The following is a 25,356-nucleotide window of genomic DNA, read 5'->3' as shown; positions in this document are numbered from 1 at the left end:
ATGGTGCGCTTCGCAAGCGAAGAACAGAAGGCTGAAAAGAAGGCCACGCGCGCCGCATTCGGCGTTACGCTCAACGAACTCGCCGAGGCCGGCGAGCCGATCGTCGCCGTCGACGCCGACCTTTCGGGGTCGACCACCCTCAACAAGTTCGCAGCCGCCCATCCCGACTCCTTCTTCAACGTCGGTATCGCCGAGCAGAACATGATCGACGTCGCCGCCGGCCTCTCGCTCACGGGCAAGACGGCTTTCACCGGCAGCTTCGCCGTGTTCGGCACCGGCCGCGCCTACGACCAGATTCGCAACACGGTCTGCTACGCGGGCCTCAACGTGAAGATCTGCCCGACCCACGCCGGCGTATCGGTGGGCCCCGACGGCGGCAGCCACCAGATGCTCGAAGACGTGGCCCTCATGCGGGCCCTGCCGGGCATGCGCGTGCTCGTGCCGGCCGACTACGAAGCGGCGCGCAGTGCCCTCAAGCTGGCAGCCGCCACGCCCGGCCCGGTCTACGTGCGCATGGGCCGCGCCGCCCTGCCGGCGGTCTACGCGCCCGGGGTCGAACTCGAGGTGGGGCACGCCTACGTCCTGCGCGAGGGCACCGACGTCACGGTCGTGGCCATGGGTGTTGAAATCCGCGAAGCCCTGCTCGCGGCCGACGAGCTGGCGCGCGAGGGCGTGTCGGTCGAGGTCATCGACGCCTTCAGCGTCAAGCCCCTCGATGCCGACACGATTGCGGCGAGCGCCGCGAAAACGGGCGCCGTCGTCGTCGCCGAAGAGCATTCGGTGATCGGCGGCCTGGGCAGCGCCGTTGCCCAGGCGCTCTCCCAGCGTCATCCGGTGCGCATGGAGTACGTGGGCATGCAGGACCGTTTCGGCAAATCGGGGTCGTTCGAAGAGCTTATGAACTTCTTCAACCTCGATTCGGCTGCCATTGTCGATGCTGTGAAGAGGGCGATAGCCGAGAAATAGGTCTGCTAGACTTCGTATTTATCCGTTTCAACTATGTGATCGGAGCTATTTGTGACTAACGCTAACAACCAAGGAATGCCTGCTCACGCTGGCCATTCCGCGGGGGCGAAAGCACCGGCGCGGCCCAATCTCACGGCCCAGCTGTCCGCCCAGTTGCCGGACCTCGATCTGGACACCGTCGCTCAGCCTTCCGGTACGCCCGTCATCACGTTCGACCATGTGACCAAGGTGTACCCGGCCCAGCCGAGCAAGCCTGCGCTCTACGATATCTCGCTGCAGGTGTTTGCCGGCGAATTCGTCTTCCTTGTAGGCCATTCCGGCTCGGGCAAGACCACCCTCACGCGTATGATCATCCGCGAGATCAAGCCGACTGAAGGCCATATCTACATCGCCGACGAAGACCTTTCCACGATGCGCAACTGGCGCGTTCCCTATCTGCGCCGCAATATCGGCACGGTCTTCCAGGACTTCAAGCTCCTGCCCAACAAGACGGTGTTCGAAAACGTCGCCTTCGCCCTGGAGGTCATCGGCAAGTCCCGGCACGTCATTCGCACCCAGGTGCCCGAAGTGCTGCGTCTCGTCGGCCTGCAGGACAAGCTCGACAAGTATCCCGACCAGCTCTCCGGCGGCGAGCAGCAGCGCGTGTCGATCGCCCGCGCGATCGTCAACCGCCCGCCGCTGCTCGTGTGCGACGAGCCCACCGGCAACCTCGACCCGCAGACCTCGCGCGGCATTATGGACCTGCTCGAGCGCATCAACCGCACGGGCACCACGGTGCTCGTGGCAACGCACGACCGAGAAATGGTCGACAACATGCGTCGGCGCGTCATCGCGCTCGACAAGGGTCGCTTGACCCGTGACCAGGACAGGGGTGTGTACGGTTTCGATGTCTAGTTTCGCGTATTTCTTCAGCGAGTCCCTCAAGGGCTTCGCGCGCAACCTCTCCACGGCGCTCGGCTCGATCGTCACGATTTTCCTGTCCCTGCTCATCATTGGCGTCTTCCTCATCGGCGGCCTCGTTGTCGACAACATCGTGAACTCGGTTGAAGACAAGGTTTCCATCACGGCCTATGTGTCTGACGACGCGAGCCAGGACGATATCGATGCGGTCGAGAACTACATCACCGGTCTCGACGGCGTCGCTTCGATCGACTTCACGACCAAGGACCAGGCTCTCGAAAAGTTCAAGAACTCGATGACGAGCAACCCGGAGATCGTCGATCAGCTCGACGGTCAGAACCCGCTGCCCGCTTCGATCGACGTTCAGCTTTCCGACGCCCAGATGGTGGAATCGGTGGCGAGCCAAATCGAATCGAACGAGACCTTCCAGAAGATCGCCGACAACGCCAACGATCCGTCCGACTCCTTGAAGTACGGGCAGAAGACGGTCGACCGTCTCTTCACGGTGACCAACTACATTCGCACGATCGGCGTTGCCCTTGTGGTCTTGCTCATCTTCATCGCCTTCGTCTTCATCAACAACACGATTCGCCTGTCGATCCTGGCCCGTCGCAAGGAAATCGCCATCATGCGCTTGGTGGGCGCCTCGAACAACTTCATTCGCGGGCCCTTCCTGATGGAGGGCGCCTTGCACGCCATCATCGGCGCCGGTCTCGCGATCGTCCTCATGGAAGTGCTTCGTCGCGTCGCCTTGCCGCAGATTCAGAACTCGCTTCCCTGGCTGCCCATCAACATCCCCGGATCCGATTTCGGTCTCATCTACCTCATGCTGCTCGTGAGCGGCCTCGTTATCGGCTTGCTCGGTTCGGCGCTTGCGATGCGCCGCTACCTGAAGGTGTAGGAAAGGCGCGCGAGCGAATCCCATGTCGCGTGGATCTCATATCACGTTGCAAAAGCGCAGCGAGCGGAACTTCAGGCTGATCAAGTTCATGGTCAGCCTGTTGTTCATCGTTGGCGCTTTCGTCCTCGGCTTTACCCTGCGGGGCAATTCGGCCGTGCTCGACCGTTTGGGCATGAGCGATGACGCCGCGCCCAAAATCCAGAACCCAGGGATGACCGTTTCGGGCAACACCTACAACTCGGTGTCCGCCCGTCTTGCCGAAGTGCAGGGCATCCTCGATACGAGCAGCCTCGACGGCTACGACCTCGACACGGCAACGGGCAACGTCATCGGCGCCCTGGCCGCCACCACCAACGACACGTCGGTGCATTACTACGACGCCTCCCATTACGCCACGTATCTGAAGGACGTATCCGCCTCCTATGCGGGCGTGGGCCTCTTGTTTGCCGAAAACAACGGGCAGGCTTACGTGGTCGACGTCTTCAGCGGGTCGGAAGCGGAATCGGCCGGCGTCGAGGTGGGTGATTTCGTCGTGTCTATCGACGGCGACCGGGGCGGCAACGGCGGGTGGTCGGCATCTGAAGCCATCAAGGCCCTCGCTCGCGACGAGGGGTCGTCGGCGGTGATCACCTTCCGTCGGCCGTCGACCATCGATGCCCAGGGTGGGGACGAGTATACGGTGACGCTCACCTGCACTGATTACAGCGAGCCCAACGTCACGTCCGAACTCGACGGTTCGGTGGGCTACGTCAAGCTCGCCCAGATCTCGCAGAACGCCGATTCCCTCGTGTCGTCTGCGGTGACCTCGCTTGCCGCCCAAGGCGCCCAGTCCTTCGTGCTCGACCTGCGCGACAACCCCGGCGGCTACCTCACGCAGGCGGTCAACGTGTCCTCGCTCTTCTTGAAGAGCGGGGTCGTGGTGCAGATTCAAACGAAAGAAGCCACGTCCTCGCGCCAGGCCACGGGTTCCTCGATTACCGATGCGCCCCTTGTGGTCTTGGTCAACGGTAATACCGCGGCCACGGCTGAGACGATCGCTGCCGCCCTGCAGGACAACCATCGTGCCACCATCTGCGGCGACAAGACGATGGGGAAGGGCTCGGTCCAGTCGATCCAGGAGCTTTCCTTCGGCGGGGCTCTGCGCTATACGTCGGCCTACTACAAGACGCCTCTGGGGTACGCCATCGACGGCAACGGCATCACCCCCGACGTGCAGGTTGCCCGCTCGACCGATGCTGCCGTCGACAACCAGAAGAATCTCGCTTTGGAAACCGCCCAATCGCTCGTCCGTTCCTAAGGAGGTCTCGTGGCGAAACGCCCCCGCACCCGCCGTCGGCCTCGGAGTAATCCCCACGGCGTGCTGAGCGTTGCCTCGGACGGCTACGGGTTCGTCCGTACGGCCGAAGGCTCGCTGTTCATACCCGCTTCCAAGATGGGCGGCGCTTTCTACGGCGATCTGGTCGAGGTGGCTCCCGTTCACGTGAACCCTTCACGGCCCCAAGAGGGCAAGGCCCACAACAAGGTGGGCGCGCTTCCAACCGGCCGCGTGGTTACCGTCCTTCAGCGAGCGCACGAGCTCATTGTCGGCCGCTACGAAGTGGCCGACCCCTTCGGCGTGGTCGTTCCGAACGATCCGCGCATCCCTTACGACATCTTCACGATCCGCGCCGACAATCCCACGGTGCCCGACGGGGCGCTTGTGCGCGTGCGCATGAAGACCTTTCCCGATAGGAACAGCGCCGCGACCGGGGTAATCGAAGACGTCATCGGTCGGAGCGACGATCCACGCGGCGACATCGACACCATCGTCACCCGTCATAGGCTGGCGACGAGCTTTTCTGCGGAGGCCCTCGCCCAGGCAGAAGGGTGCCGTGTGGACATCGAGGAAGCGCTCGCTTCGGGCTATCGCGACCTGCGCGACCGGTTCGTCTTCACCGTCGACCCCGTCGACGCCCGCGATTTCGACGACGCCGTTTCCGTCGAGAGGCTCTCGCCGCGCGCGCTGCGCTTGGGCGTCCATATTGCCGATGTCGGTGCCTTCGTCAGCTGGGAATCGCCGATCGACTGCGATGCCCGGACGCGGGCGACGAGCGTCTACTTGGCCGATCGCGTGCTGCCCATGCTGCCCGAACGCCTCTCGAACGACCTCTGCTCTCTTGTGCCCGGCACGGCGCGGCGGGCCCTGACGATCGACGTCGTGCTCGATGCCGCCTGGGGCGTGTCTTCCTTTGAATGCTACGAATCAATCGTTTCCTCGGCGGCGCGCCTGTCCTACGACCAGGCGCAGGCTCTGCTTGACGGCGTGAAGAGGGGTGATTCGGCGGAAGGCCTTATGCGCGCTCTGTCTGCCGAAGACACGCCGCACGGGTCCCTGCCGCTCGACGCGCACGCGGTGGCGGACGCGGCGCAGGCTCTGGGCGAGCTTTTGGCCTTCGCCCGCGGCCGGCGGGCGCAACGCAGGGCGCGCGGGGGCATCGACTTCGCCTCCCGCGAGGCCAAGGTTGTGCTCAACGGGGAGGGGCAGGCCCAGGGGGTGCGCCTGCGCACGCGCACCGAAGCCACTAGCTGCATCGAAGAGGCCATGATCCTCGCCAACGAATGCACGGCTCGCCTTCTCATCGAGAACGGTCTTCCGGGCATCTTTCGCGTGCATGGGGCGCCCGCTTCCGCATCGCTCGCCGCCCTTGTGCCCTTGCTCGAGGAGTTCGGCTTCGCGCGCGCGGTGAGCGTCGATTCCTTCGTGTCGGGCGACCCGGTGGCCCTTCAGGCGGTTCTCGACCTGGCGCGCGGCACGGCGGAAGAGGAGCTCGTCTCGTCCCTTGTCCTGCGAAGCATGCAGCGTGCGGTCTACAAACCCGTCTGCGAGCCCCATTTCGGCCTGGCAAGCGCGGCCTACTGTCACTTCACCAGCCCGATTCGCCGCTACCCCGATCTTTTCGTTCACCGCGTGCTCAAAGCGCACCTGCAGGGACATTCCCCGGCAGCCCTTTTCCGAGAGCGGGATGCGGCGACCTGGATCGCCGACCACGCGTCGGAAATGGAGCGGATCGCCGATGCCGCCGCGCGCGAATCCCAGGAGATCAAGCTTGTGGAGTATATGGGTCGTTTCGTCGGCCAGACGTGCGAGGGAATCGTTTCCTACGTGACGCCTTCCTGCGTGTTCGTCCGTTTGCCCAACACCGTGGAGGGGACCATCCCCGTACGCGACCTTGGTCGCGAGTATTTCTCCTATGACGCGGCCCGCTATGCCCTCACGGGCGACCAGTCGGGTTTCAGGATTCGCATGGGCCAAAAGGTCCGCGTGGTAATCAAGGCGGCTCCGGCCCATGCCCGCAAGCTCCTGCTTCGCCTGGCCTGAGCGCACTGGTTTTCTCGATTGGGTATAATGGCCAACGCATAATCGAACGAAAGGTTGAGGCTACGGGTATGGCCCATCGAGAGGAAAAACTCATTGCGAAGAACCGGAAGGCCTTCCATGATTACGAGGTCCTGCGCACGCTCGAAGCGGGTATTGCGCTTACCGGCACGGAAGTCTGCAGTTTGCGCGAGAGCAACTGTCAGCTCACCGATTGCTTCGCAATCATCAAGAAGGGCGAGGTGTGGCTGGTCAACCTTCACATCCATCCCTACAGCCACGGCAATCTGAGCAACCCCGACCCCGACCGCAATCGCAAGCTCCTCTTGCACCGTAAAGAGATTCGCATGCTGGCCGAGCAGACGCGGGAGCGGGGCATGTCCCTCGTCCCCCTGAAGATATACTTCGCCAAGAACAACCTGGTAAAAGTCGAGCTCGCCGTCTGCAAGGGCAAAAAGCTCTACGACAAGCGGCAGGACATGCGGGCCCGCGATGCGAAACGGGAGATCGAGCGTTCGCTCAAAGACCGTATGAGATAGGAAGGGACGGCATGCGTCTGTTCAAGAAAAAGGCATCGGAAGCGTCTTGCGCCGAGCGCCGGCGGGAGGAAGAAGTCGTTGTCTTCGATTCCGCCGACGACGAGGACGTCGAAGTCGTCTACGTCGACGAAGAGGGGAACCCCGTCGATGCGGAAGGCAACCCGCTCGACGAGGAGGGCAATCCCCTGATCGAGGAAGAGTCGGCTCCCTTAGAAGCTGCGGCGGCCGCGGCCTCCCAGGTTGAAGGAGAGGAAGCTGGGACGGCCGACGACGAGGATGTCGAAGTCGTCTACGTCGACGAGGACGGTAACCCGGTTGACGCTGATGGCAACCCGCTGCCTGCCGAAGACGAGGTCGTCTACGTCGACGAAGAGGGCAATCCCGTCGATTGGGAGTCGCTTTCGGAAGAGGAACGGGCTGCCTTCGACCTCGTCGAGGTGGAAGAGCCGAGCGAGGGCAAGAAAACCTACGATCGCGTGCAGCGCACGACCGAAGACCTCAACGCGATCGCCAAAGAGGGGATTCAGACGGCTCGCGAGCTCAAGGGTGTCGTCGACGACCTTCAGGGCATGTTCGACTTCAAGAACTGGGGCAAGTAGACCGTGACAACGGGGACGGAGGGTGTCGTCACTGTGTGACGACACCCTCCGTCCCCGTTGTCACGCCCATGTGAAAAGAGCCCGGCCTCCTAAGGGGCCGGGCTCTTCGCCTTCGATGAGGCGATCGCCTATTTCACGACGAGGACATCGCATTCCTGGGTGCGGATGAGATGGGTGCTCACGCTCCCCACGAAGGCGTACTTGATGTTGGAAAGCCCGCGTGCGCCGCAAACGATCAGGTCCGGATCGAAGGGGGCGATGAGGAGGTTGTCGAGCGTGTCGTTGATCGAACCGGCTTCGACGGCGACGTCGACGCTGGGGATCTGGGGGTCTTCTTCGGCGGCTTTCAGCAGGTCGGCGATTTGAGACGAGACGTCTTCCTTGGCCGTGTTGCAGAGCTCTTCGAAGTCGACGGCGCTGGCCTCGGCGGGAACGGCGTCGACGACGTGGCCGAATCGGAGCGCCGCATGGTTGTCGGAGGCGATGGCGACCGCCTTGCGCGCGACGTCCTTCTGGGCTTCCGTTCCGTCGAGCGCGACGAAGATGCGATGGTATTCAGCAGACATGATCCACCTCTCTTACGGGTTCTGTTCTTAAGGGCCATTGTAGTACTGTTTGCCCTGTCTGAACTGCAGAAATGCAGGTTATCAGGCACGCGGGTCCTCTACGCGCTGAGCGCGGGAGGGGTCGAGGTCCATCGACGCGAACCGGTGCGCCATGAAGTTGTCGTCGAACCTTTCGGCGCAGAACTGCTCGATGGTGGTGACCGGCGCATGCCCGGCTTCACGTTCGTACCAGCAATCGACGGTGATCAGCGTCATGAGACCGTCGGCGATCATGAAAACCGCGAAGATCGAGGTGAGCGCGATGCGCCAGCGGATGGGAATCGCGTCGACCAGGCGCAGGACGCTCGGCAAGAACACCTTCACCCACATGAGGCCCAAAAAGCCCCAGGCGCAGAAGAAGGCGAAGTTGGTGCGCCCCTGGATGTTGAGGAAGGTCCCCGAATAGTCCCAGGCGATGATGCCGAAGGCGGTTTCCATGAACCAGCTCACGGCGAATTCGAAGGCCGCGCCGATTGCGCCCGACACCCCGAAAATCAAGAAGATGTTGCGGTTCCAGTAGCGGTTGAGCGCGACGGTCATGAGCACGGCGCCGAACCCGTAGATGGGGGAGAAGGGCCCCCAAAGCAGGCCGGCGCGGTCGGGGTAGGCGTCGAAGACGAGGGCGAAATAGACCTCTTCGACGATGAGTCCGAGCACCGAGGCGATGAAGAAGACCCAGAAGAGGTTGAAGAAGTTGAGGGGGATGTAGTCGGTGCGCGCCGGATCGCTGCTCACGTGCCAGGGGGCCGTAAAGGTACGGTTGCGGGCGATTGAAGCGTCGGTGGTGGTTTGGAAGGCGATGAGGCAGACGAACTGGAAGAGGAAGACGAGGTTGACCAGGTTGACGCCCTGCACCATGAGCCCGACCACGACGGTGGCGAGCAGGGCGACCATCGTGGCGCGCGCTACCTGCCGCGCCTGCCGCATATGCGTTGTGAAGTCGAAGACCACCATCGTCATGCAGCCGGTGGCGTCGGCGGCCAGGAGCACAAGGTAAAAGATGCCGAGCGCATGGGTGAGCAGGCTTTCCTTTTCGAAATCCCACGCAAAGTAGATGCTGAAGAGCACGAGGGTGGCCACGGTGACGGCGATCGAAATGCTGAAGCCGACGTCGAGCAGGGCGCCTCGACGTGCCGAGGGGATGCGGACGGGCTGTGCCGATGGGGCGTGTGCGGCTGGTGCCTTCTTCTGGGACATGGGCGGGTACGCTCCTATTCCGAGGCGAGTGCCGACTCGATGCGGTCGGCATGGCTGGCGCACATGAAGCTCTCGCACCATTTGCAGGCCGACGGTTCGGCCGCCAGCCCGCCGAGCGCGCTCTCGCGCAGCTCGAAGGGGAGAGCGCGGCCGACGCGGTAGAGGGCGTCGACCGACTCGTCGAAGCTCACGAGATTCTCGACGCCTGCGAGCGCGATCTGCGCCGACACGAGGGCGCAGGCCGCGCCCGAGGCGTTGCGCTTCTGACAGGGCACTTCCACCAGGCCGGCGATCGGGTCGCAGACCAAGCCGAGCATGTTGGCGATCGCGTTGCTCGCGGCCGCCAGACATTGGGCGGGGGAACCGCCGCCGAGTTCGACGGCAGCGGCGGCGGCCATGGCGGCGGCGGCGCCGATTTCGGCCTGGCAGCCGCCCTCGGCACCCGCAACCGTCGCGTTGCGGGTGATCAGGCAGCCGACGGCGGCCGCGGTTACCAGCGCGTCGGCAATCTGCTCGTCGGTATAGGACCCTTCTTCGCTCAATGCGAGAAGGGCGGCGGGAAGGACGCCCGACGAGCCGGCTGTGGGGGCGGCGACGATGCGGCCCATGGCGGCGTTGGTTTCCAGGACGGCCATCGCGTAGCGGGTGACCTTGGCCATCTGCCCGGTCGCAATGCCCTTGCCGCTTTTCTCGAGCTGGGCGACCGCATGGGCCTCGCCGCCGATCAGGCCGCCCATCGTCTTGGCAGGGGCCTCGATCGGTTCGGTGGCGGATGCCTTCATAACGGAGAAGACGCGCGCCAGGTAGGCGTCGAGGTCGAAGGGCTTTCCCTGCGCCCGGCCGATGGCGTCTTCGCGGGCGCGGAAGGCCTGGGCGATCGTCGTCTGGCGGTCGTTGCAGTAGGCGAGAAGGGCCTCGCCGGTGGGGAAATCGAGCGTTTCAAGCTCTTGGGCGGCCCGGTCGTCGGGCTCGGCGGCCGCTTCCGTGGGACCGTCAGCGGGGATGGCGCGCACGTCGAGGATGTGGGGGTGCACAAGGATGGCCTCGCGGGCCACATCGGAGAGCATGCTGTCGAGTTCGAGTACCGTGTAGGCGGTTTCCCCGCGCTTCTCGCGATAGGACTTCAAGGTGGCGATGTTGCCGCCAAACAGGCTCACGCTTTGGGTGATGTGGGCGAGCACGCCCACGGTGTCGCGATGGCGCACGATGACGCTCGCGCACTCGCCGGTGATGGAGACGTCGACTCCGTTGATCTGGGTGAGGACGGCCGCGCCGCCGCCGATGCTGATCCCCCGCACGGTTACCGTTGCGCCGGTGGCGTCGGTCATGATGACGTCGACCGTGTTGGGATGGTCGTAGGGAGCATCGGGCAGGGGGGTGATGGCCACTTCGACGCCTGCCTCGCGGGCGAGCTCGAAGGAGGTGCGGATGCGCAGGTCGTCGGCTTCCATGCCCAAGATGCCGCCCACGAGCGCCCGGTCGGTGCCGTGCCCGTGGTAGGTGTGGGCGAAGGAGCCGTAGAGTTTGAATTCGACGCGGGCAGGGGTGCCGGCCGAAAGCCTGCGGGCCATCGAGGCGATGCGCAGGGCCCCGGCGGTATGGCTGCTCGACGGGCCTACCATGATCGGGCCGATGATATCGGCGATGCGCTGTTGTTTCATATGCAGCTCCTCTTACGCGGTGGTGGTTCCATGCTAGCGCACGGCGGCGCCGCGCGTGGGGCGCCTACGGTAAACACATTCGAAGATGTTTGTCCATGAAGATTCTGTGCAGGGTCCCTCTAAAGGGGAGACGCACGGACAAGGAGCCATATGCGACCTGGGGATATGCTCTCTTGAAGGCATGGATACGCCCGGATGCGTGGCGTTTGACAGGCCCCAAGGTGGCTGATAAAGTACCCAAACGCACCCCCGCTTGGGGGTGTCTTTTCGTGTGCGTAACAGCTGAACGCACTCGAACATGAAAGGCAACGACGTCGCGCGCGAGCCTCGCGCGCGAGTCTCGAAACAAAAGGAGTGAGATTTGCCTACTATCAACCAGCTGGTCCGCAAGGGCCGCCACGACCAGGAAGCAAAGAAGAAGACCCCTGCGCTGCAGGGCAATCCTCAGAAGCGCGGCGTGTGCACGCGCGTCTTCACCACGACGCCCAAGAAGCCTAACTCGGCACTGCGCAAGGTCGCTCGTGTCCGTCTGGTCAACGGTATGGAAGTTACCTGCTACATCCCCGGTGAAGGCCACAACCTGCAGGAGCACTCGATGGTGCTCATCCGCGGCGGCCGTGTGAGGGACCTCCCCGGTGTCCGCTATAAGGTCATCCGCGCGGCGCTCGACTGCGCTGCCGTCGACGGCCGCATGCAGGCCCGCAGCCGCTACGGCGCGAAGAAGCCGAAGAAATAAGCATCTCCGTTTAGTCATTAGTTAACGAAAGGAAGTTACATGCCGCGTCGTGCAGCAGCAACCCGCCGTGAAGTACAGGCGGATGCAGTGTATAACAACCGACTGGTCACCCAGCTGATCAACAAGGTGCTCCTGGACGGTAAGAAGTCCACCGCCGAGGGCATCGTCTACGGTGCGTTCGACATCGTGGCCGAAAAGACCGGCGACGATCCCCTGGCCGTCTTTAAGAAGGCCATGGACAACGTGCGCCCGACCCTCGAAGTCAAGCCCAAGCGTGTCGGCGGCGCCACCTACCAGGTGCCTATGGAAGTCAACTCCCGCCGTGCCACCACGCTGGCCATCCGCTGGATCGTCGACTTCTCCCGCTCCCGCAAGGAGCACACGATGAAGCAGCGCCTCGCCGCCGAAATCATGGATGCCGCCGAAAACCAGGGCGCGTCCGTGAAGCGTCGCGAAGACCTGTACAAGATGGCTGAATCCAACCGTGCGTTCTCGCACTACCGATTCTAAGGGGCTCTAGAATGGCTACGAAGAAAGCTGGTCTCGACCACACTCGTAATATCGGCATTATGGCCCACATCGACGCCGGTAAGACCACCACGACCGAGCGCATCCTGTACTACACGGGCAAGACGCACAAGATTGGCGAGGTCCACGACGGCGCTGCCACGATGGACTGGATGGTCCAGGAACAGGAACGCGGCGTAACGATCACCTCCGCCGCCACGACCTGCTACTGGGACAAGGACGGTCAGCAGTACCGCATTCAGATCATCGACACCCCGGGTCACGTCGACTTCACCGCTGAAGTCGAGCGTTCCCTGCGCGTGCTCGACGGCGCTGTGGCCGTGTTCGACGCCGTCGCCGGCGTGCAGCCGCAGTCCGAAACCGTGTGGCGCCAGGCCGTGCGCTACAACGTCCCCCGCATCGCCTTCATCAACAAGTACGACCGCGTGGGCGCCGACTTCATGCATGCCATCGACACCATGCGCGACCGTCTGGGCGCCAAGGCCGTTGCCGCTCAGCTCCCCATGGGCGCTGAAGACAACTTCTGGGGCAACATCGACCTCGTGACCATGACCGCCTGGGACTTCAAGGCCGACGACAAGGGCATGACCTATCCCGAAGCCATGGATGAGATCCCGGCTGAATTCAAGGACGAAGCCGAGCGTCTGCACACCGAGCTCGTGGAAGCCGCCGCCGACTGCGACGACGACCTGATGGAAAAGGTCCTCATGGACGAGGAAGTCTCCGTCGACGAACTCAAGGCCGCCATCCGCAAGGGTGTCATCGACAACAAGCTCAACCCGGTCTTCGTGGGCTCCGCCTACAAGAACAAGGGCGTGCAGGAACTCCTCGACGCCGTCGTCGACTACCTGCCGAGCCCCGTCGACGTGCCGCCTATCGAGGGCACCAACCCCGAAACGGGCGACGAGGACAACCGTCCCTCCGACCCCAAGGCCCCCTTCGCCGCTCTTGCCTTCAAGATCATGACCGACCCCTTCGTCGGCAAACTCACCTACCTGCGCGTCTACTCCGGCACGCTCGAGGCGGGCTCCTACGTGCAGAACGCCACCAAGGACAAGAAGGAGCGCATCGGCCGTCTGCTCGAGATGAACTCCAACCAGCGCCAGGACGTCGACAAGTGCTCCGCCGGCGACATCATCGCCGTCGTGGGCCTGAAGAACACCACCACCGGTGACACGCTGTGCGACCCCGATCATCCGATCGTGCTCGAATCGATGGAATTCCCCGACCCGGTTATCGACGTTGCCATCGAGCCCAAGACCAAGGCCGAACAAGACAAGATGTCCGTGGCTCTGCAGAAGCTGGCCGAAGAGGACCCGACCTTCCGCGTGCACACCAACGAGGAAACGGGCCAGACCATCATCGCCGGCATGGGCGAGCTGCATCTGGAAATCATCGTCGACCGCCTGCTGCGCGAGTTCAAGGTAGACGCCAACGTGGGCAAACCCCAGGTTGCCTACCGCGAAACCGCCACGAAGCCGGCAGAGAACGTCCAGGGCAAGTTCGTGCGTCAGTCCGGCGGCCGCGGCCAGTACGGCGATGCCGTCATCAACCTCTACCCCAACGAAACGGGCAAGGGCTACGAGTTCGAAAACAAGATCGTGGGCGGCGCTATCCCCAAGGAATACATCCCCTCGGTCGACAAGGGCATCCAGGAAGCTCTCAACAACGGCGTCCTGGCCGGCTACCCGGTCGTCGACGTTCGCGTCGAGCTCATCGACGGTTCTTACCACGAAGTCGACTCCTCTGAAGCCGCCTTCAAGGTTGCCGGCTCCATGGCCGTCAAGAACGCGCTCAAGAAGGCCGCTCCGGTCATCCTCGAGCCCGTCATGGCCGTTGAAGTCGAAACGCCTGAAGAGTACATGGGCGACGTCATGGGCAACCTGTCGAGCCGCCGTGGCCAGATTCAGGGCATGGGCGACCGCGGCAACGCCAAGGTCATCAAGGCCAAGGTGCCTCTGAGCGAGATGTTCGGTTACGCAACCGACCTTCGCAGCGGCACCCAGGGTCGTGCTTCGTACACGATGCAGTTCGACGAGTACGAACAGGTGCCCAAGAACGTGGCAGACGAAATCATCAGCAAGGCTGGCGGCAACGCCTAAGCCCACGGGTTTAAGCGCAACGCTTCTATACGGAGGAAAACAAAAGTGGCAAATCAAAAGATTCGCATCCGCCTGAAGGGCTACGATCATGAGATCGTGGATCAGTCCACCAAGCTCATCGTCGACACCGCCCAGAAGACCGGTGCAAAGGTTTCTGGTCCTATCCCCCTGCCGACCGAACGCAACATGTTCACCGTTGTGAAGGGTCCGCACAAGGACAAGGACTCTCGCGAACAGTTCGAAATGCGCACGCACAAGCGCCTGATCGACATCCTCGAGCCGACCCCCAACACGGTCGATTCGCTGATGCGTCTGGACCTTCCCGCTGGCGTCGACATCGAAATCAAGCTCTAGGGGAGGGTATTGAATGATTAACGCTATCTACGGCACCAAACTGGGCATGACCCAGGTGTTCGACGAGAACGACAACATGGTTCCCGTGACCGTCGTTCAGGCCGAGCCCAACACGATCTGCCAGGTGAAGACTGCTGAAACCGACGGCTACGAAGCCGTGCAGCTCGGCTTCGGCGCCATCAAGGCGAAGAAGGTCAACAAGCCCATGGCCGGCCACTTCGCCAAGCAGGGCGTAGAGCCGGTGCGCCATCTGCGCGAGGTGCGCGTCGACAACGCCGCCGACTACAAGTCCGGCGACACGGTGACCGTCGCCAACTTCGCCGACACCAAGTTCGTCGACGTTACCGGTACGTCCAAGGGCAAGGGCTTTGCGGGCGTTATGCGTCGCTACAACTTCCAGGGTGGCCCTGGCGGACACGGCGCTCACTTCCATCGCGCTCCGGGTTCGGTCGGTATGTGCGCCACGCCTTCCCGCGTGTTCAAGGGCATGCGTCTGCCGGGCCACATGGGCGTCGACACCGTCACGGTGAAGAACCTGGAAGTGGTGCGTGTTGACGAAGAGCAGAACCTCATCCTGATCAAGGGTGCGCTGCCGGGCGGCAAGAACGCCACTGTGCGCATCCGCATGGCGTAAGAACCCCGAGGAGTTTATAGATTATGGCAAATATCGAAGTGAAGAACGCCAGTGGCGAGAAGGTCGAATCGCGCGACCTCAACGCCGACGTGTTCGGTATCGAGCCGAACATCCACGTGATGCACGAAGTCGTTCGTGCCCAGCGTGCGTCCTGGCGTCAGGGCTCTCACGAGACCCGTACCCGCAGCCAGGTTCGCGGCGGCGGCAAGAAGCCGTGGCGTCAGAAGGGCACCGGCCATGCGCGCCAGGGCTCTATCCGCGCACCCCATTGGGTCGGCGGCGCGACCGTCTTCGGCCCCCACAACCGCAACTACGCCTACCGCGTGAACAACAAGGTTGTGAAGCTGGCCATGCGCTCGGCCCTGTCCGCCAAGCTGGCTGACGGCGAGCTCTACGTGGTCGACACCTTCGGTTTCGAAGCCCCCAAGACCAAGGACGCCGTGGCGGTCCTCAAGGCTCTGGGCATCGAAGGCCGCACCACCGTCGTCGTCGCCAACGACGACGTGAACGCGTACCTGTCCTTCCGCAACATCCCGGGCGTGGAAATCATCCCCGTGGCGGAATCCAACGCGTACGATTTGATCAACAACAAGGCGCTCGTCTTCACTGCCGACGCTCTGGCCCGCATCGAGGAGGTGCTCGCATAAATGAAGGATCCTCGCGAAGTGATCATCCGTCCGGTCATCTCTGAGCATAGCTACGACCGTATGGCCGACAACGTCTACACCTTCGAGGTGGCTAAGAACTCCAACAAGGTCGAAATCGCCAAGGCCATCGAGGCTATCTTCGACGTGAAGGTCGTCAAGGTGAACACCTTGAACGTCAAGCCGAAGCCCAAGCGCGTACGCACGAGCGTCGGCAAGACCCGCACCTGGAAGAAGGCCATGGTCACCCTGGCCGAAGGCGACTCCATCGAGCTGTTCGCCGCCAACTAGTCGATTGTTCGATCGATGTCTGAAAAGGCCCGCTGCCGGTGGCAGCGGGCCTTTTGTATTAGCGGGCGACTGCGTTTGCGACTGCGTTCGCGACTGCAGACGTTCGAGCGCACCCCTCAGCGAATATGGGCGGGTTTGTCTCCCCAGTAGAAGTTGAAGAGGGTCCAGGCGAGCTTTTTGGTGACCACCGTGTGGCGCACGTCGTCTGCGGGCAGCTTGGTAAGGGCGAGCGTGCACCGGGCGATATCGTGGGCGGCGTTGGGACGCCGCAGGAGGTTGGCGTTGACCACCATCGACGAGAGGCGTTCGGGGTGTTGGTCAATGAGGTCGATTTGGCTCACGAGCTCGCGGGCCGTCGTGACGTGGATGGCGGCGCCGGCGTTGGTGAGCATGTTGACGTTGACCTTTTCCTGGCCGTAGGCCCGACCCACAAGGATCATGGGCGTGCGCGATACGAGGCATTCGGTGACGGTGAGACCGCCCGACTTGGTGACGATCACGTCACTTGCCGCCATGAGGGCGGCCATGCCGTTGACGTAGTCGAGCACGGTGACGTTGTCGAGCCCGTGTTCCGCGCACGTCTGGCGCACATGGGCTGCGTAGTCGGCGTCCTTGCCGCACACCATGACCAAGTGAAGGTCGGGATGCCCGGCGAAGGCGGGAATGACGCTTTCGAGCGTCTGACGAAAAATCACGTAGGGCTGGGGGAGGGTGGCGCCGGCCAGGGCGAGGACGATCTTCTTGTCGGCAGGCAAGCCGAAGCGCTCGCGCACCTGGGCGGTGTCGTAGCTGCGGCGGAAATCAATCCGGGTGGGGATACCGGTGATCGCGATGCGATTTTCGGCGATGTGCCGGGCGCGCAGGGTTTCCGCCATCGACTCGTTGCCCAGGCAAAAGACGTCTGCCGCCTTATGGGGCCAGAGCCCCTCGGTTTCGTAGTCGGTGGGCACGCAGACCAGGGGATAGTGCTGCTTGCAGATCGTGCGCGCGCCCGCCGCCATGTTGGCGCCCATGATGTGGGTAGCGATGACCGCCAGGGGCTTGATATGCCCGATGTAGCGGGTGAATTTGCGCCACATCACGTAATTGAGGAAGGTGCCCTGTCCCCACAGGGCGCGCCCGGTGAAGGTGTAGCGCCAAGTGAGGTCGTAGAGCGGGCGCGTCGAGCCGGTAAAGCTCGTCGCCGTCTTGTTGCCGTCGAAGACGTGGTCGCCCCAGGCCAGAATATCGGCCACGACCACGCGCGTAGCGGGGTCGAGCGGGCTGCCGTCGGGGAAGGCGGGGAGCTGGCGGTCGCGCAGGTCGCAGAGGTCTTGGGCGATGGCGATGGCGGCGCTTCGATGGCCCGATCCCACGGAGGCGTGCAGAATCAAAATGGTGGGGTGGGGCGGTTGATAGGAGTCGCGGAAGGCAAGTTCCTTGTCCACGTGATAGGTGGCCCGCATCCTCTGGTCCTGGGCGTCGCTGTCGCCCTTGCGCCAGGCTTCGATCTCGCCGAAGATGCGCAAATCCTCCGCCCCCAGGGCTTCGGGGCCAAGGCGTGGGGCGCTTTCGGGGGTGCGCGTGTCGGTCTGTGCGGGGGAGGTGGTATCCATGGGTGGTATCATACCCTGCGGTGCCCCTTCAATTGTGGGTGTTGTATGAGCGATTGGCGAATGCTCAAATCTCCTTGTTTGTCTACCCCCAAGTCGATATAATTCGTTTCTGCGTCTAAATGGGTTATGGATACACCCGGGCGCGTGGTTCAACCGGAGTCGTAAACCGCGGTTCTCCCAACCTCGGTTAAGCGGCGATCGGAAGCCACAGAGACAGAAAGGAATTTTGATGGGAGTCAAGCAATTCAAGCCGACCAGCCCCGGTCGTCGCTTCCAGACGGTTTCCGATTTCGCGGAAATCACCTGCGACAAGCCGGAGAAGTCGTTGCTCACGCCCCTGCCCAAGAAGGCAGGCCGCAACAACTACGGTCGCATCACGACGCGTCACCAGGGCGGTGGCGTCAAGCGTCGTTATCGTATCATCGACTTCAAGCGCAACAAGGACGGCGTGCCCGCCAAGGTTGCCACGGTCGAGTACGACCCCAACCGCAGTGCGCGCATCGCGCTTCTGCACTACGCTGATGGCGAGAAGCGTTACATCCTGTATCCTCGCGGCCTCAAGGTCGGCGACACCGTTGTCTCCGGTCCCGATGCCGATATCAAGCCGGGCAACGCCCTGCCGCTGTCCTCCATTCCCGTCGGTACGCTCATCCATGCCGTCGAGCTCCAGCCGGGCAAGGGCGCTGCGATCGCCCGCTCCGCCGGCACGAGCATCCAGCTGATGGGCAAGGAAGGCAAGTACGCCATCCTCCGCATGCCCTCTTCCGAAATGCGTCGCGTGCTCGTCACCTGCCGCGCCACGATCGGTGAAGTGGGCAACGCCGAGCATGCCAACATCAAGATTGGCAAGGCCGGTCGCAAGCGTTGGATGGGCGTCCGTCCGACCGTCCGCGGTACCGTTATGAACCCGGTCGACCATCCCCATGGCGGTGGCGAAGGCAAGAACAAGACTTCCGGTCGCCATCCCGTTTCTCCGTGGGGCGTGCCTACCAAGGGCCATCGCACCCGCAACCCGAAGAAGCCTTCGAGTCGCCTGATCATTCGTCGTCGCAAGAAGTAGCCTGAGCGCATAAGGAGTAAATGTGAGCAGAAGTTTGAAAAAGGGTCCCTTTGTGGAACCGCGCCTTCTTCAGCGCATCGACGCAATGAATGAAGCAGGCACCAAGGATGTCGTGAAGACCTGGTCCCGTTCCAGCACGATCTTCCCCGAAATGGTCGGTCACACGATCGCCGTTCACGATGGTCGCAAGCATGTGCCGGTCTACATCACCGAATCCATGGTCGGCCATAAGCTCGGAGAATTCGCCCCGTCCCGCACCTTCAAGGGCCATGCCCGCAAAGATAAATAAGTAAGGAGAGTTGAACACAATGGCAGAAGCTAAAGCTGTTGCTCGTTACGTACGCGTCTCTCCTCGCAAGGCCCGTATCGTAGTCGATCAGATTCGCGGCAAGTCCGTCGTGCAGGCCCGCGAGATCCTCGCGTTCACCAACCGCGCCGTTGCCGAAACCGTCGAAAAGACGCTGAACTCCGCGGTTGCCAACGCCGAGCACAACGAGCATCTCAACGGCAACAATCTGGTCATCAAGGCCGCCTTTGTCGACGAGGGCCCCACGCTCAAGCGTATTCGTCCGCGCGCCAAGGGCGCTGCGGCTCGTATCCGCAAGCGCACGAGCCACATCACCATCATCGTTTCCACCCGAGAGGAGGCATAACACATGGGTCAGAAGGTCAATCCTACCGGTTTCCGCATCGGCGTCATCGAGAACTGGCGCAGCCGCTGGTACCAGGACAAGGGCTATGCGGAGACGCTCGCGAACGATATCGCGATCCGCGAGTTCCTCGATAAGCAGCTCACCCGTGCCGCCGTTTCCAAGGTGGAAATCGAGCGCGCCGGCGACAAAATCAAGGTGATCATCACCACCGCTCGCCCGGGTGTTGTCATCGGTAAGAAGGGCGCCGAAATCGACGCGCTTCGCAAGAAGCTCGCTAAGGTCGCCAACGGCCCCGTGAACATCGAAGTCGTGGAGGTCAAGCGTCCCGAGCTCGATGCCAACCTGGTCGCCCAGTCCGTGGCCGAACAGCTCGAAGGCCGCGTGGCCTTCCGTCGCGCCATGCGCAAGGCCGTCCAGTCCGCGCGCAAGAGCGGCGCCAAGGGCATCCGCATTCAGTGCTCCGGCCGTCTCGGCGGTGCCGAGATGAGCCGCCGCGAATGGTACCGCGAGGGTCGCGTGCCTCTGCACACCCTGCGTGCCAAGATCGACTACGGCTTCGCAACCGCTAACACCCAGATGGGCGCTATCGGCGTGCAGGTTTGGATTTACCACGGCGAAGTGCTGCCGGGCCAGAAGCTTCCGCAGCCCGCTCTGGAAGGCACCAGCTCCCGTCCGAACCGTCGTCGCAACAACGACAGGAGGGATAAGTAAATGCTCGTACCTAAGCGTGTTAAGCATCGTAAGGTGCAGCGTGGCTCCATGAAGGGCCATGCAAAGGGCGGTACGCGTCTGAACTACGGCGAGTACGGCATCCAGGCTCTCGAAGCCCATTGGATCACCAACCGCCAGATCGAGGCTGCTCGTGTGGCCATCACCCGTTACCTCAAGCGTGGCGGCAAGGTGTGGATTACGATCTTCCCCGACAAGCCGATCACCAACAAGCCCGCTGAAACCCGCATGGGCTCCGGTAAGGGCAACCCCGAAGGATGGGTCGCCGTCGTCAAGCCGGGCCGCATCATGTTCGAGGTCGGCGGCGTCGACGAAGCGACCGCCAAGGAAGCTCTGCGCCTTGCTATCAACAAGCTTCCCATCAAGTGCAAGATCGTCACGAAGGAAACGGAGGGCCAGGAATAATGAAGGCAAGTGAAATCCGCGAACTTTCCGGCGACGATTTGCAGGCCAAGCTGAAGGAAGCACGCGCCGAGCTGTTCAACCTTCGCTTCCAGATGGCGACGAGCCAGCTCGACAACACGGCCCGTGTGAAGCAGGTCAAGAAGGACATCGCCCGCATCCAGACCGAGATGCGTGCCCGTGAGCTTTCCGCATAGAGCGCGAACTGAAAGGATTTGAGAGAAGAATGAGCGAAGAACGCAACTCTCGCAAAGTTCGCCAGGGCATCGTGACGAGCAATTCTGGCGACAAGACCATCGTTGTGACGGTGCGCGAGCGCAAGCCGCATCCCGTCTACGGCAAGATGATCACCACCACGAAGAAGTTCCATGCGCATGACGAGAACAACGAAGCCGGCGTCGGCGACACCGTCCGCATCATGGAAACCCGTCCTCTGTCGAAGATGAAGCGCTGGCGCCTCATCGAGATCGTGGAAAAGGCCAAATAGTCTTCTCGCAAGACTATTCGTAAGGAAGGTTTAAGCAATGATTCAAATGCAAACCATGCTCGCGGTGGCCGATAACTCCGGCGCGCGCAAGGTGCGTTGCATCAAGGTCCTGGGCGGCTCCAAGCGCCGTTACGCGGGCCTCGGCGACGTTATCATCTGCGCCGTGCAAGAAGCGATCCCCAGCGGTCAGGTGAAGAAGGGCGAAGTCGTCCGCGCCGTGGTCGTTCGCGAGAAGAAGGAAGTGCGTCGCGCCGACGGCTCCTACATCAAGTTCGACCAGAACGCCTGCGTCCTGGTCGATGCCAACGGCGAGCCCCGCGGCACCCGTATCTTCGGGCCCGTCGCTCGTGAACTGCGCGACAAGAAGTACATGAAGATCGTGTCTCTGGCACCTGAAACGCTGTAAAGGAGGGGTAGCAAATGGCAAAGATGAAAATCAAGAAGGGCGATAAGGTCAAGGTCCTCGCCGGCAAAGACAAGGGCGTTGAATCCACCGTGATCCGTGCGCTTCCCCGCAAAGAGCGCGTGGTGGTCGAAAAGGTCAACGTTGTGACCAAGGCCATGCATCCCACGCAGGCCAATCCCCAGGGCGGCCTCACCCATGTGGAAGCACCGATTCACGTGTCCAACGTGATGCTCGTGTGCCCCAAATGCGGCAAGCCGACCCGCGTGGCCGTCAAGCGTGAAGATGGTAAGAAGATTCGCGTTTGCAAGAAGTGCGGCGCCGATATCGATTAAAGTATCCTAGTTTGCAAAACCTGTCCGTACTCTACGGGCAGGTTTTGCCATGACCCTTGCAAGACGCAAGGGACGTAGGGTCGGAAATCCTACGTTCAAATCATCGGAAGGAATGGCAAGATGACTGCTCCTCGTCTGAAGGAAACGTACAAGACCGAGATCGTCCCCAAGCTCGAGAAAGAGCTTTCGATCAAGAACATCAACCAGGTTCCGCGCCTGGAGAAAATCGTGGTGAACATGGGCGTGGGCGCTGCTTCCGGCGACGCCAAGCTCCTCGATGCCGCCGTGGCCGACATGCGCCAGATCACCGGCCAGCAGCCCATGATCTGCCGTGCCAAGAAGTCCATCGCCGGCTTCCACGTACGTGCGGGCCAGCCGATCGGCTGCAAGGTGACCCTGCGCGGCGACCGCATGTGGGAGTTCCTGGATCGCCTGCTGGCTATCGCCCTGCCGCGCGTGCGCGACTTCCGCGGTATCCCGGCCACCTCGTTCGACGGCCGCGGTAACTACACCCTCGGCATTACCGAACAGCTCATCTTCCCCGAAATCGATTACGAAAAGATCGATCGCACCCGTGGTATGGATATCACCTTCGTCACCACTGCTGAAGATGACGAGAGCGCCAAGGCTCTCTTCGACGCCCTTGGTTTCCCGTTTAAGGATTAAGCAACTGCACTCTTTCGAGTGAGGTAAAGAAAGAAGGATTTAATGGCTAAGAAATCGATGATCGCCAAGTCGAAGCGCGAGCCGAAGTTCTCGACGCGCCAGCACAATCGCTGCACCCGCTGCGGGCGTCCGCGTGCGTACTACCGCAAGTTCGGCCTGTGCCGCGTGTGCCTGCGCGAGCTGGCGAACAAGGGCGAACTCCCCGGCGTGACCAAGTCCTCCTGGTAGTTCCAGGCACGACCGATTCACGTTGGGTGTGTCGTTAATGAAGGCACGTGGGCTACGGGCTCACGTGAACCGCATTCTCGATTCATCACGAACCAAAGGAGAAACACATGAGCATGAACGACCCCATCGCAGACATGCTTACGCGCGTGCGTAACGCTAACTCTGCCGGTCATCAGACGGTGTCGATGCCGACGAGCAAGAAGCTCGTTGAAATCGCCCGCATTATGCGCGAAGAGGGCTATATCGCCGGGTACGACATTGAAGAGTCTGAACCCCGCAACACCCTCACCATCACGCTGAAGTACGGCCCCAAGAAGGCCCGCACCATTCGCGGCATCAAGCGCATCAGCAAGCCCGGCCTGCGCATCTACGCCGGCAAGGACGAGCTGCCCCGCGTGCTGGGTGGTCTCGGTACCGCAATCATTTCCACGTCGAACGGCGTCATGGCCGATCGCGATGCCCGCAAGAAGGGCATCGGCGGCGAAGTCATCGCCTACATCTGGTAGAAGGGAGCCGATAGATGTCTCGTATTGGTAAGCAGCCTGTCGCCATCCCCCAGGGTGTCGACGTCACCATCGACGGTTCCACCGTCACCGTCAAGGGCAAGCTCGGCGAACTGACGCGCAGCTTCAGCCCCATCCTCACGATCAAGCAGGAGGGCGAAGAGGTTATCGTCTCCCGTCCCGATGACTCCCGTGAGGCCAAGAGCCTTCACGGCCTGACCCGCACGCTTATCCACAACATGGTGATCGGCGTGAGCGAAGGCTACAGCAAGAAGCTCGAGCTCGTGGGCGTCGGCTACCGTGCCGCCCTCAAGGGGAAGAACCTCGACCTGCAGCTCGGTTTCTCCCACGACGTGGTCATCGAGCCTCCTGCGGGCATTACCTTCGAAGTCCCGAGCGCGACCGAAATCCTCGTGAAGGGCCCCAGCAAGGAACAGGTCGGCCAGGTGGCCGCCGATGTCCGCGCTTGGCGCAAGCCCGAACCTTACAAGGGCAAGGGTATCCGCTACGAGGGCGAACACGTCCGTCGTAAGCTCGGCAAGGCCGCTAAGTCCGAATAGCGAAAGTGAAGGGAAACGATATGAAGAAGCTTCAGAAGAAGCAAGCTGGTCTGCGTCGCCGTCACACTCGCGTTCGTGGCAAGGTTTCCGGTACCCCGGAGCGCCCGCGCCTGTGCGTTACCCGCAGCAACTCCAACATCTATGCTCAGGTTATCGACGACGTGGCGGGCAAGACCCTCTGCGCCGTGTCTACCCTCGGCCCCGAGTTCAAGGCATCCGGCAAGAGCGGTGCCAACGTGGAAGGCGCTGCCGTCCTCGGCGAACTCATCGGCAAGAAGGCAACCGAAGCCGGTATCACCGAAGTCGTGTTCGACCGCGGTGGCAACCTGTATCACGGTCGCATCAAGGCGCTCGCCGACGGTGCCCGTGAAGCCGGCCTGAAATTCTAAGAGAGGGTAAGAATGGCTCGTAAGCAAGAACATCAGTCGGGCGCCCCTGAACTTCAGGAGCGCGTCGTGTACATCAACCGTGTTTCCAAGACCGTCAAGGGCGGTCGTCGCATGAATCTCACCGCGCTCGTCGTGGTGGGCGATGGCAACGGAAACGTCGGCGTGGGCATGGGCAAGTCGCTCGAAGTGCCTGTCGCCATCCGCAAGGGCGTCGAGGATGCCAAGAAGAACATGTTCAAAGTTCCTCTGACCGCCGAAGGCACCCTGCCGCATGACATCATCGGCGAATTCGGCGCCGGTCGTGTGCTCATCAAGCCCGCTACCCCTGGTACCGGCGTTATCGCCGGCGGTGCTGCTCGTGCCGTCATGGAGCTTGCCGGCGTTAAAGACGTCTTCGCCAAGTCCCTGGGTTCCGACAACATCATGAACGTGGTCAAGGCTACCGCTGCTGGCCTGCAGGCTATGGAAAGCCCCGAAGCCGTCAGCGAGCGTCGCGGCATTTCCGTCAACCAGATCTACGGCTGGAAGGAACGTGACTAACCAATGGCAGATTCCAAGAAGACCCTGCATGTCGTTCAGGTGAAGTCCTACATCGGCTACGCAGAGACCCAGCGCAGGACCCTGCGCGCCCTCGGCCTCGGTCGCATCGGCAGTTCCAACGACCTGCCCGACAACCCGGCCATTCGTGGTCAGATCTTCAAGGTCAAGCACCTTGTCGAGGTCACCGAAGCGTAAAACATATATGCTTCTTTTACGGCCTTTGGGGATTCCCCAAAGGCCGTTTTGAAGAGAACGGTAATCTTCCGTTCTGTATTTAGTAGTTGTGCTGGCTGCGAGCTGCCAGCAGCGGGGGAGGGCTTCCCCCGTAACAGCGATACAAGGAGATTGTATTCATGGAACTCAAAGACCTCACCCCTGCGCCTGGCTCCCGTAAGAACCGCAAGCGCGTGGGCCGCGGCAACGGCTCCGGCTACGGTAAGACCTCTGGTCGTGGTATGAACGGCGCCAAGTCCCGCGCCGGCAAGCAGAAGCGCGCAGGCTTCGAGGGTGGTCAGACGCCCCTCTACATGCGTCTCCCCAAGCTCCCGGGCTTCCGCAACATCAACCATGTTGAGTATCTCCCGGTCAACGTTTCGCGTCTCGAAGAGAAGTTCGAAGCCGGTGAAACGGTCGACAAGGCCGCTCTGAAGGCCAAGGGCATCATCAAGCACGAAACCGACCTCGTGAAGGTTCTCGGCGACGGCGACATCACCAAGGCCCTTACGGTCAAGGTCGACAAGGTGTCGGCGAGCGCCGCTCAGAAGATCGAAGCTGCAGGCGGAAAGGTTGAATAG

General features: G+C 62.2%; 35 protein-coding genes. 31 read left to right on the top strand and 4 right to left on the bottom strand.

The annotated features are described in order from the left end of the window. The 7 genes from BN3270_RS08165 to BN3270_RS08135 all read left to right on the top strand — a co-directional run bounded on the left by BN3270_RS08165 (position 1) and on the right by BN3270_RS08135 (position 7,260). Entirely contained in the window at positions 1-966 is a 966-nt protein-coding gene (locus BN3270_RS08165; protein WP_058986608.1) for a transketolase family protein, read from the top strand. A gap of 51 nt (positions 967-1,017) precedes the next feature. Beyond that, positions 1,018-1,860 (top strand): cell division ATP-binding protein FtsE, encoded by an 843-nt coding sequence (gene ftsE, locus BN3270_RS08160; protein WP_058986607.1) that lies wholly within the window; start codon positions 1,018-1,020, stop codon positions 1,858-1,860. Further along, complete coding sequence (gene ftsX / locus BN3270_RS08155; protein ID WP_058986606.1) at positions 1,853-2,767, top strand: permease-like cell division protein FtsX; 915 nt, start codon at positions 1,853-1,855, stop codon at positions 2,765-2,767. Before ftsE ends, ftsX begins: the two co-directional genes overlap by 8 nt. A 22-nt stretch (positions 2,768-2,789) precedes the next feature. Then, a complete protein-coding gene (locus BN3270_RS08150) occupies positions 2,790-4,064 on the top strand; it encodes a S41 family peptidase (protein WP_058986605.1) in 1,275 nt (424 codons plus the stop codon). 9 nt (positions 4,065-4,073) lie between these two features. Continuing rightward, complete coding sequence (locus tag BN3270_RS08145) at positions 4,074-6,125, top strand: ribonuclease R family protein (protein WP_058986604.1); 2,052 nt, start codon at positions 4,074-4,076, stop codon at positions 6,123-6,125. A gap of 68 nt (positions 6,126-6,193) precedes the next feature. After that, on the top strand, positions 6,194-6,661 hold the full coding sequence (gene smpB, locus BN3270_RS08140) for an SsrA-binding protein SmpB (RefSeq protein WP_058986603.1): 468 nt from the start codon (positions 6,194-6,196) through the stop codon (positions 6,659-6,661). Between the two features lie 11 nt (positions 6,662-6,672). Then, positions 6,673-7,260 (top strand): hypothetical protein, encoded by a 588-nt coding sequence (locus BN3270_RS08135; RefSeq protein WP_058986602.1) that lies wholly within the window; start codon positions 6,673-6,675, stop codon positions 7,258-7,260. A gap of 128 nt (positions 7,261-7,388) precedes the next feature. Here BN3270_RS08135 and BN3270_RS08130 read toward each other — a convergent pair whose 3' ends face one another. The 3 genes from BN3270_RS08130 to sdaAA form a co-directional block, all read right to left on the bottom strand. Next, complete coding sequence (locus BN3270_RS08130; RefSeq protein ID WP_058986601.1) at positions 7,389-7,826, bottom strand: universal stress protein; 438 nt, start codon at positions 7,824-7,826, stop codon at positions 7,389-7,391. 81 nt (positions 7,827-7,907) lie between these two features. Continuing rightward, a complete protein-coding gene (locus BN3270_RS08125; protein ID WP_058986600.1) occupies positions 7,908-9,062 on the bottom strand; it encodes a putative ABC transporter permease in 1,155 nt (384 codons plus the stop codon). Positions 9,063-9,076: 14 nt separating this feature from the next. Continuing rightward, positions 9,077-10,723: an L-serine ammonia-lyase, iron-sulfur-dependent, subunit alpha gene (gene sdaAA / locus BN3270_RS08120; RefSeq protein ID WP_058986599.1), complete on the bottom strand. Its 1,647-nt coding sequence runs from the start codon at positions 10,721-10,723 to the stop codon at positions 9,077-9,079. Positions 10,724-11,084: 361 nt separating this feature from the next. Between sdaAA and rpsL the strand changes: the two genes are divergently transcribed. Genes rpsL through rplW form a run of 7 tightly spaced genes read left to right on the top strand, consistent with a single transcriptional unit; the run spans position 11,085 to position 16,012 of the window. Next, the gene (gene rpsL, locus BN3270_RS08115; RefSeq protein WP_058986598.1) at positions 11,085-11,459 is read left to right on the top strand and encodes a 30S ribosomal protein S12; all 375 of its coding nucleotides are present in this window, start codon (positions 11,085-11,087) and stop codon (positions 11,457-11,459) included. Positions 11,460-11,498: 39 nt separating this feature from the next. Continuing rightward, on the top strand, positions 11,499-11,969 hold the full coding sequence (gene rpsG / locus BN3270_RS08110) for a 30S ribosomal protein S7 (RefSeq protein ID WP_058986597.1): 471 nt from the start codon (positions 11,499-11,501) through the stop codon (positions 11,967-11,969). A gap of 11 nt (positions 11,970-11,980) precedes the next feature. Continuing rightward, positions 11,981-14,089 (top strand): elongation factor G, encoded by a 2,109-nt coding sequence (fusA, locus tag BN3270_RS08105; protein WP_058986596.1) that lies wholly within the window; start codon positions 11,981-11,983, stop codon positions 14,087-14,089. 45 nt (positions 14,090-14,134) lie between these two features. Continuing rightward, complete coding sequence (gene rpsJ, locus BN3270_RS08100; RefSeq protein WP_058986595.1) at positions 14,135-14,443, top strand: 30S ribosomal protein S10; 309 nt, start codon at positions 14,135-14,137, stop codon at positions 14,441-14,443. Positions 14,444-14,456: 13 nt separating this feature from the next. Continuing rightward, positions 14,457-15,077, top strand: a complete 621-nt coding sequence (gene rplC, locus BN3270_RS08095; RefSeq protein ID WP_058986594.1) for a 50S ribosomal protein L3 — start codon at positions 14,457-14,459, stop codon at positions 15,075-15,077. A gap of 23 nt (positions 15,078-15,100) precedes the next feature. Beyond that, positions 15,101-15,724 (top strand): 50S ribosomal protein L4, encoded by a 624-nt coding sequence (rplD, locus tag BN3270_RS08090; RefSeq protein WP_058986593.1) that lies wholly within the window; start codon positions 15,101-15,103, stop codon positions 15,722-15,724. Next, the gene (gene rplW, locus BN3270_RS08085; RefSeq protein ID WP_058986592.1) at positions 15,725-16,012 is read left to right on the top strand and encodes a 50S ribosomal protein L23; all 288 of its coding nucleotides are present in this window, start codon (positions 15,725-15,727) and stop codon (positions 16,010-16,012) included. A gap of 116 nt (positions 16,013-16,128) precedes the next feature. On the opposite strand, the gene BN3270_RS08080 is transcribed toward rplW, so the two are convergent. Beyond that, positions 16,129-17,607 (bottom strand): glycosyltransferase, encoded by a 1,479-nt coding sequence (locus BN3270_RS08080; protein ID WP_271711968.1) that lies wholly within the window; start codon positions 17,605-17,607, stop codon positions 16,129-16,131. 229 nt (positions 17,608-17,836) lie between these two features. Here BN3270_RS08080 and rplB point away from each other — a divergent pair, with 229 nt between their 5' ends. The 17 genes from rplB (at position 17,837) to rplO (ending at position 25,356) form a co-directional block, all read left to right on the top strand. Next, positions 17,837-18,667 (top strand): 50S ribosomal protein L2, encoded by an 831-nt coding sequence (rplB, locus tag BN3270_RS08075; RefSeq protein WP_058986591.1) that lies wholly within the window; start codon positions 17,837-17,839, stop codon positions 18,665-18,667. A gap of 22 nt (positions 18,668-18,689) precedes the next feature. Continuing rightward, positions 18,690-18,956, top strand: a complete 267-nt coding sequence (gene rpsS / locus BN3270_RS08070) for a 30S ribosomal protein S19 (RefSeq protein WP_058986590.1) — start codon at positions 18,690-18,692, stop codon at positions 18,954-18,956. A 19-nt stretch (positions 18,957-18,975) separates the two neighbouring features. After that, positions 18,976-19,320 (top strand): 50S ribosomal protein L22, encoded by a 345-nt coding sequence (gene rplV, locus BN3270_RS08065; protein WP_058986589.1) that lies wholly within the window; start codon positions 18,976-18,978, stop codon positions 19,318-19,320. Positions 19,321-19,323: 3 nt separating this feature from the next. Continuing rightward, positions 19,324-20,031 carry a 30S ribosomal protein S3 gene (rpsC, locus tag BN3270_RS08060; protein WP_058986588.1) on the top strand — a complete coding sequence of 236 codons (708 nt, stop codon included), beginning with the start codon at positions 19,324-19,326 and terminating at the stop codon, positions 20,029-20,031. Then, positions 20,032-20,454, top strand: coding sequence for a 50S ribosomal protein L16 (rplP, locus tag BN3270_RS08055; RefSeq protein WP_058986587.1), 423 nt, complete (start codon positions 20,032-20,034; stop codon positions 20,452-20,454). Further along, on the top strand, positions 20,454-20,648 hold the full coding sequence (gene rpmC, locus BN3270_RS08050) for a 50S ribosomal protein L29 (protein ID WP_058986586.1): 195 nt from the start codon (positions 20,454-20,456) through the stop codon (positions 20,646-20,648). The genes rplP and rpmC overlap by 1 nt, the downstream gene beginning before the upstream one ends. A 29-nt stretch (positions 20,649-20,677) precedes the next feature. Next, a complete protein-coding gene (rpsQ, locus tag BN3270_RS08045; RefSeq protein WP_058986585.1) occupies positions 20,678-20,938 on the top strand; it encodes a 30S ribosomal protein S17 in 261 nt (86 codons plus the stop codon). Positions 20,939-20,975: 37 nt separating this feature from the next. After that, a complete protein-coding gene (gene rplN / locus BN3270_RS08040; protein WP_058986584.1) occupies positions 20,976-21,344 on the top strand; it encodes a 50S ribosomal protein L14 in 369 nt (122 codons plus the stop codon). A gap of 14 nt (positions 21,345-21,358) precedes the next feature. After that, entirely contained in the window at positions 21,359-21,676 is a 318-nt protein-coding gene (gene rplX, locus BN3270_RS08035; RefSeq protein WP_058986583.1) for a 50S ribosomal protein L24, read from the top strand. Between the two features lie 120 nt (positions 21,677-21,796). Then, on the top strand, positions 21,797-22,342 hold the full coding sequence (gene rplE / locus BN3270_RS08030) for a 50S ribosomal protein L5 (protein WP_058986582.1): 546 nt from the start codon (positions 21,797-21,799) through the stop codon (positions 22,340-22,342). A gap of 42 nt (positions 22,343-22,384) precedes the next feature. Further along, complete coding sequence (locus BN3270_RS08025) at positions 22,385-22,570, top strand: type Z 30S ribosomal protein S14 (RefSeq protein ID WP_058986581.1); 186 nt, start codon at positions 22,385-22,387, stop codon at positions 22,568-22,570. A gap of 107 nt (positions 22,571-22,677) precedes the next feature. Further along, positions 22,678-23,076 (top strand): 30S ribosomal protein S8, encoded by a 399-nt coding sequence (gene rpsH / locus BN3270_RS08020; protein WP_058986580.1) that lies wholly within the window; start codon positions 22,678-22,680, stop codon positions 23,074-23,076. Between the two features lie 14 nt (positions 23,077-23,090). Beyond that, positions 23,091-23,633 (top strand): 50S ribosomal protein L6, encoded by a 543-nt coding sequence (gene rplF, locus BN3270_RS08015; RefSeq protein ID WP_058986579.1) that lies wholly within the window; start codon positions 23,091-23,093, stop codon positions 23,631-23,633. A gap of 20 nt (positions 23,634-23,653) precedes the next feature. Then, a complete protein-coding gene (gene rplR / locus BN3270_RS08010; protein WP_058986578.1) occupies positions 23,654-24,022 on the top strand; it encodes a 50S ribosomal protein L18 in 369 nt (122 codons plus the stop codon). A gap of 12 nt (positions 24,023-24,034) precedes the next feature. After that, on the top strand, positions 24,035-24,562 hold the full coding sequence (gene rpsE, locus BN3270_RS08005) for a 30S ribosomal protein S5 (protein ID WP_058986577.1): 528 nt from the start codon (positions 24,035-24,037) through the stop codon (positions 24,560-24,562). Positions 24,563-24,565: 3 nt separating this feature from the next. Continuing rightward, on the top strand, positions 24,566-24,757 hold the full coding sequence (gene rpmD, locus BN3270_RS08000; protein WP_058986576.1) for a 50S ribosomal protein L30: 192 nt from the start codon (positions 24,566-24,568) through the stop codon (positions 24,755-24,757). A 158-nt stretch (positions 24,758-24,915) separates the two neighbouring features. Continuing rightward, positions 24,916-25,356, top strand: coding sequence for a 50S ribosomal protein L15 (gene rplO / locus BN3270_RS07995; RefSeq protein ID WP_058986575.1), 441 nt, complete (start codon positions 24,916-24,918; stop codon positions 25,354-25,356).

It is taken from the genome of Hugonella massiliensis (assembly GCA_001486445.1).
In the GTDB taxonomy this organism is placed as follows: Bacteria; Actinomycetota; Coriobacteriia; order Coriobacteriales; family Eggerthellaceae; genus Hugonella; species Hugonella massiliensis.
The sequence above is the reverse complement of the archived record's forward strand: the minus strand, read 5'-3'. Positions and strand labels throughout refer to the sequence as shown.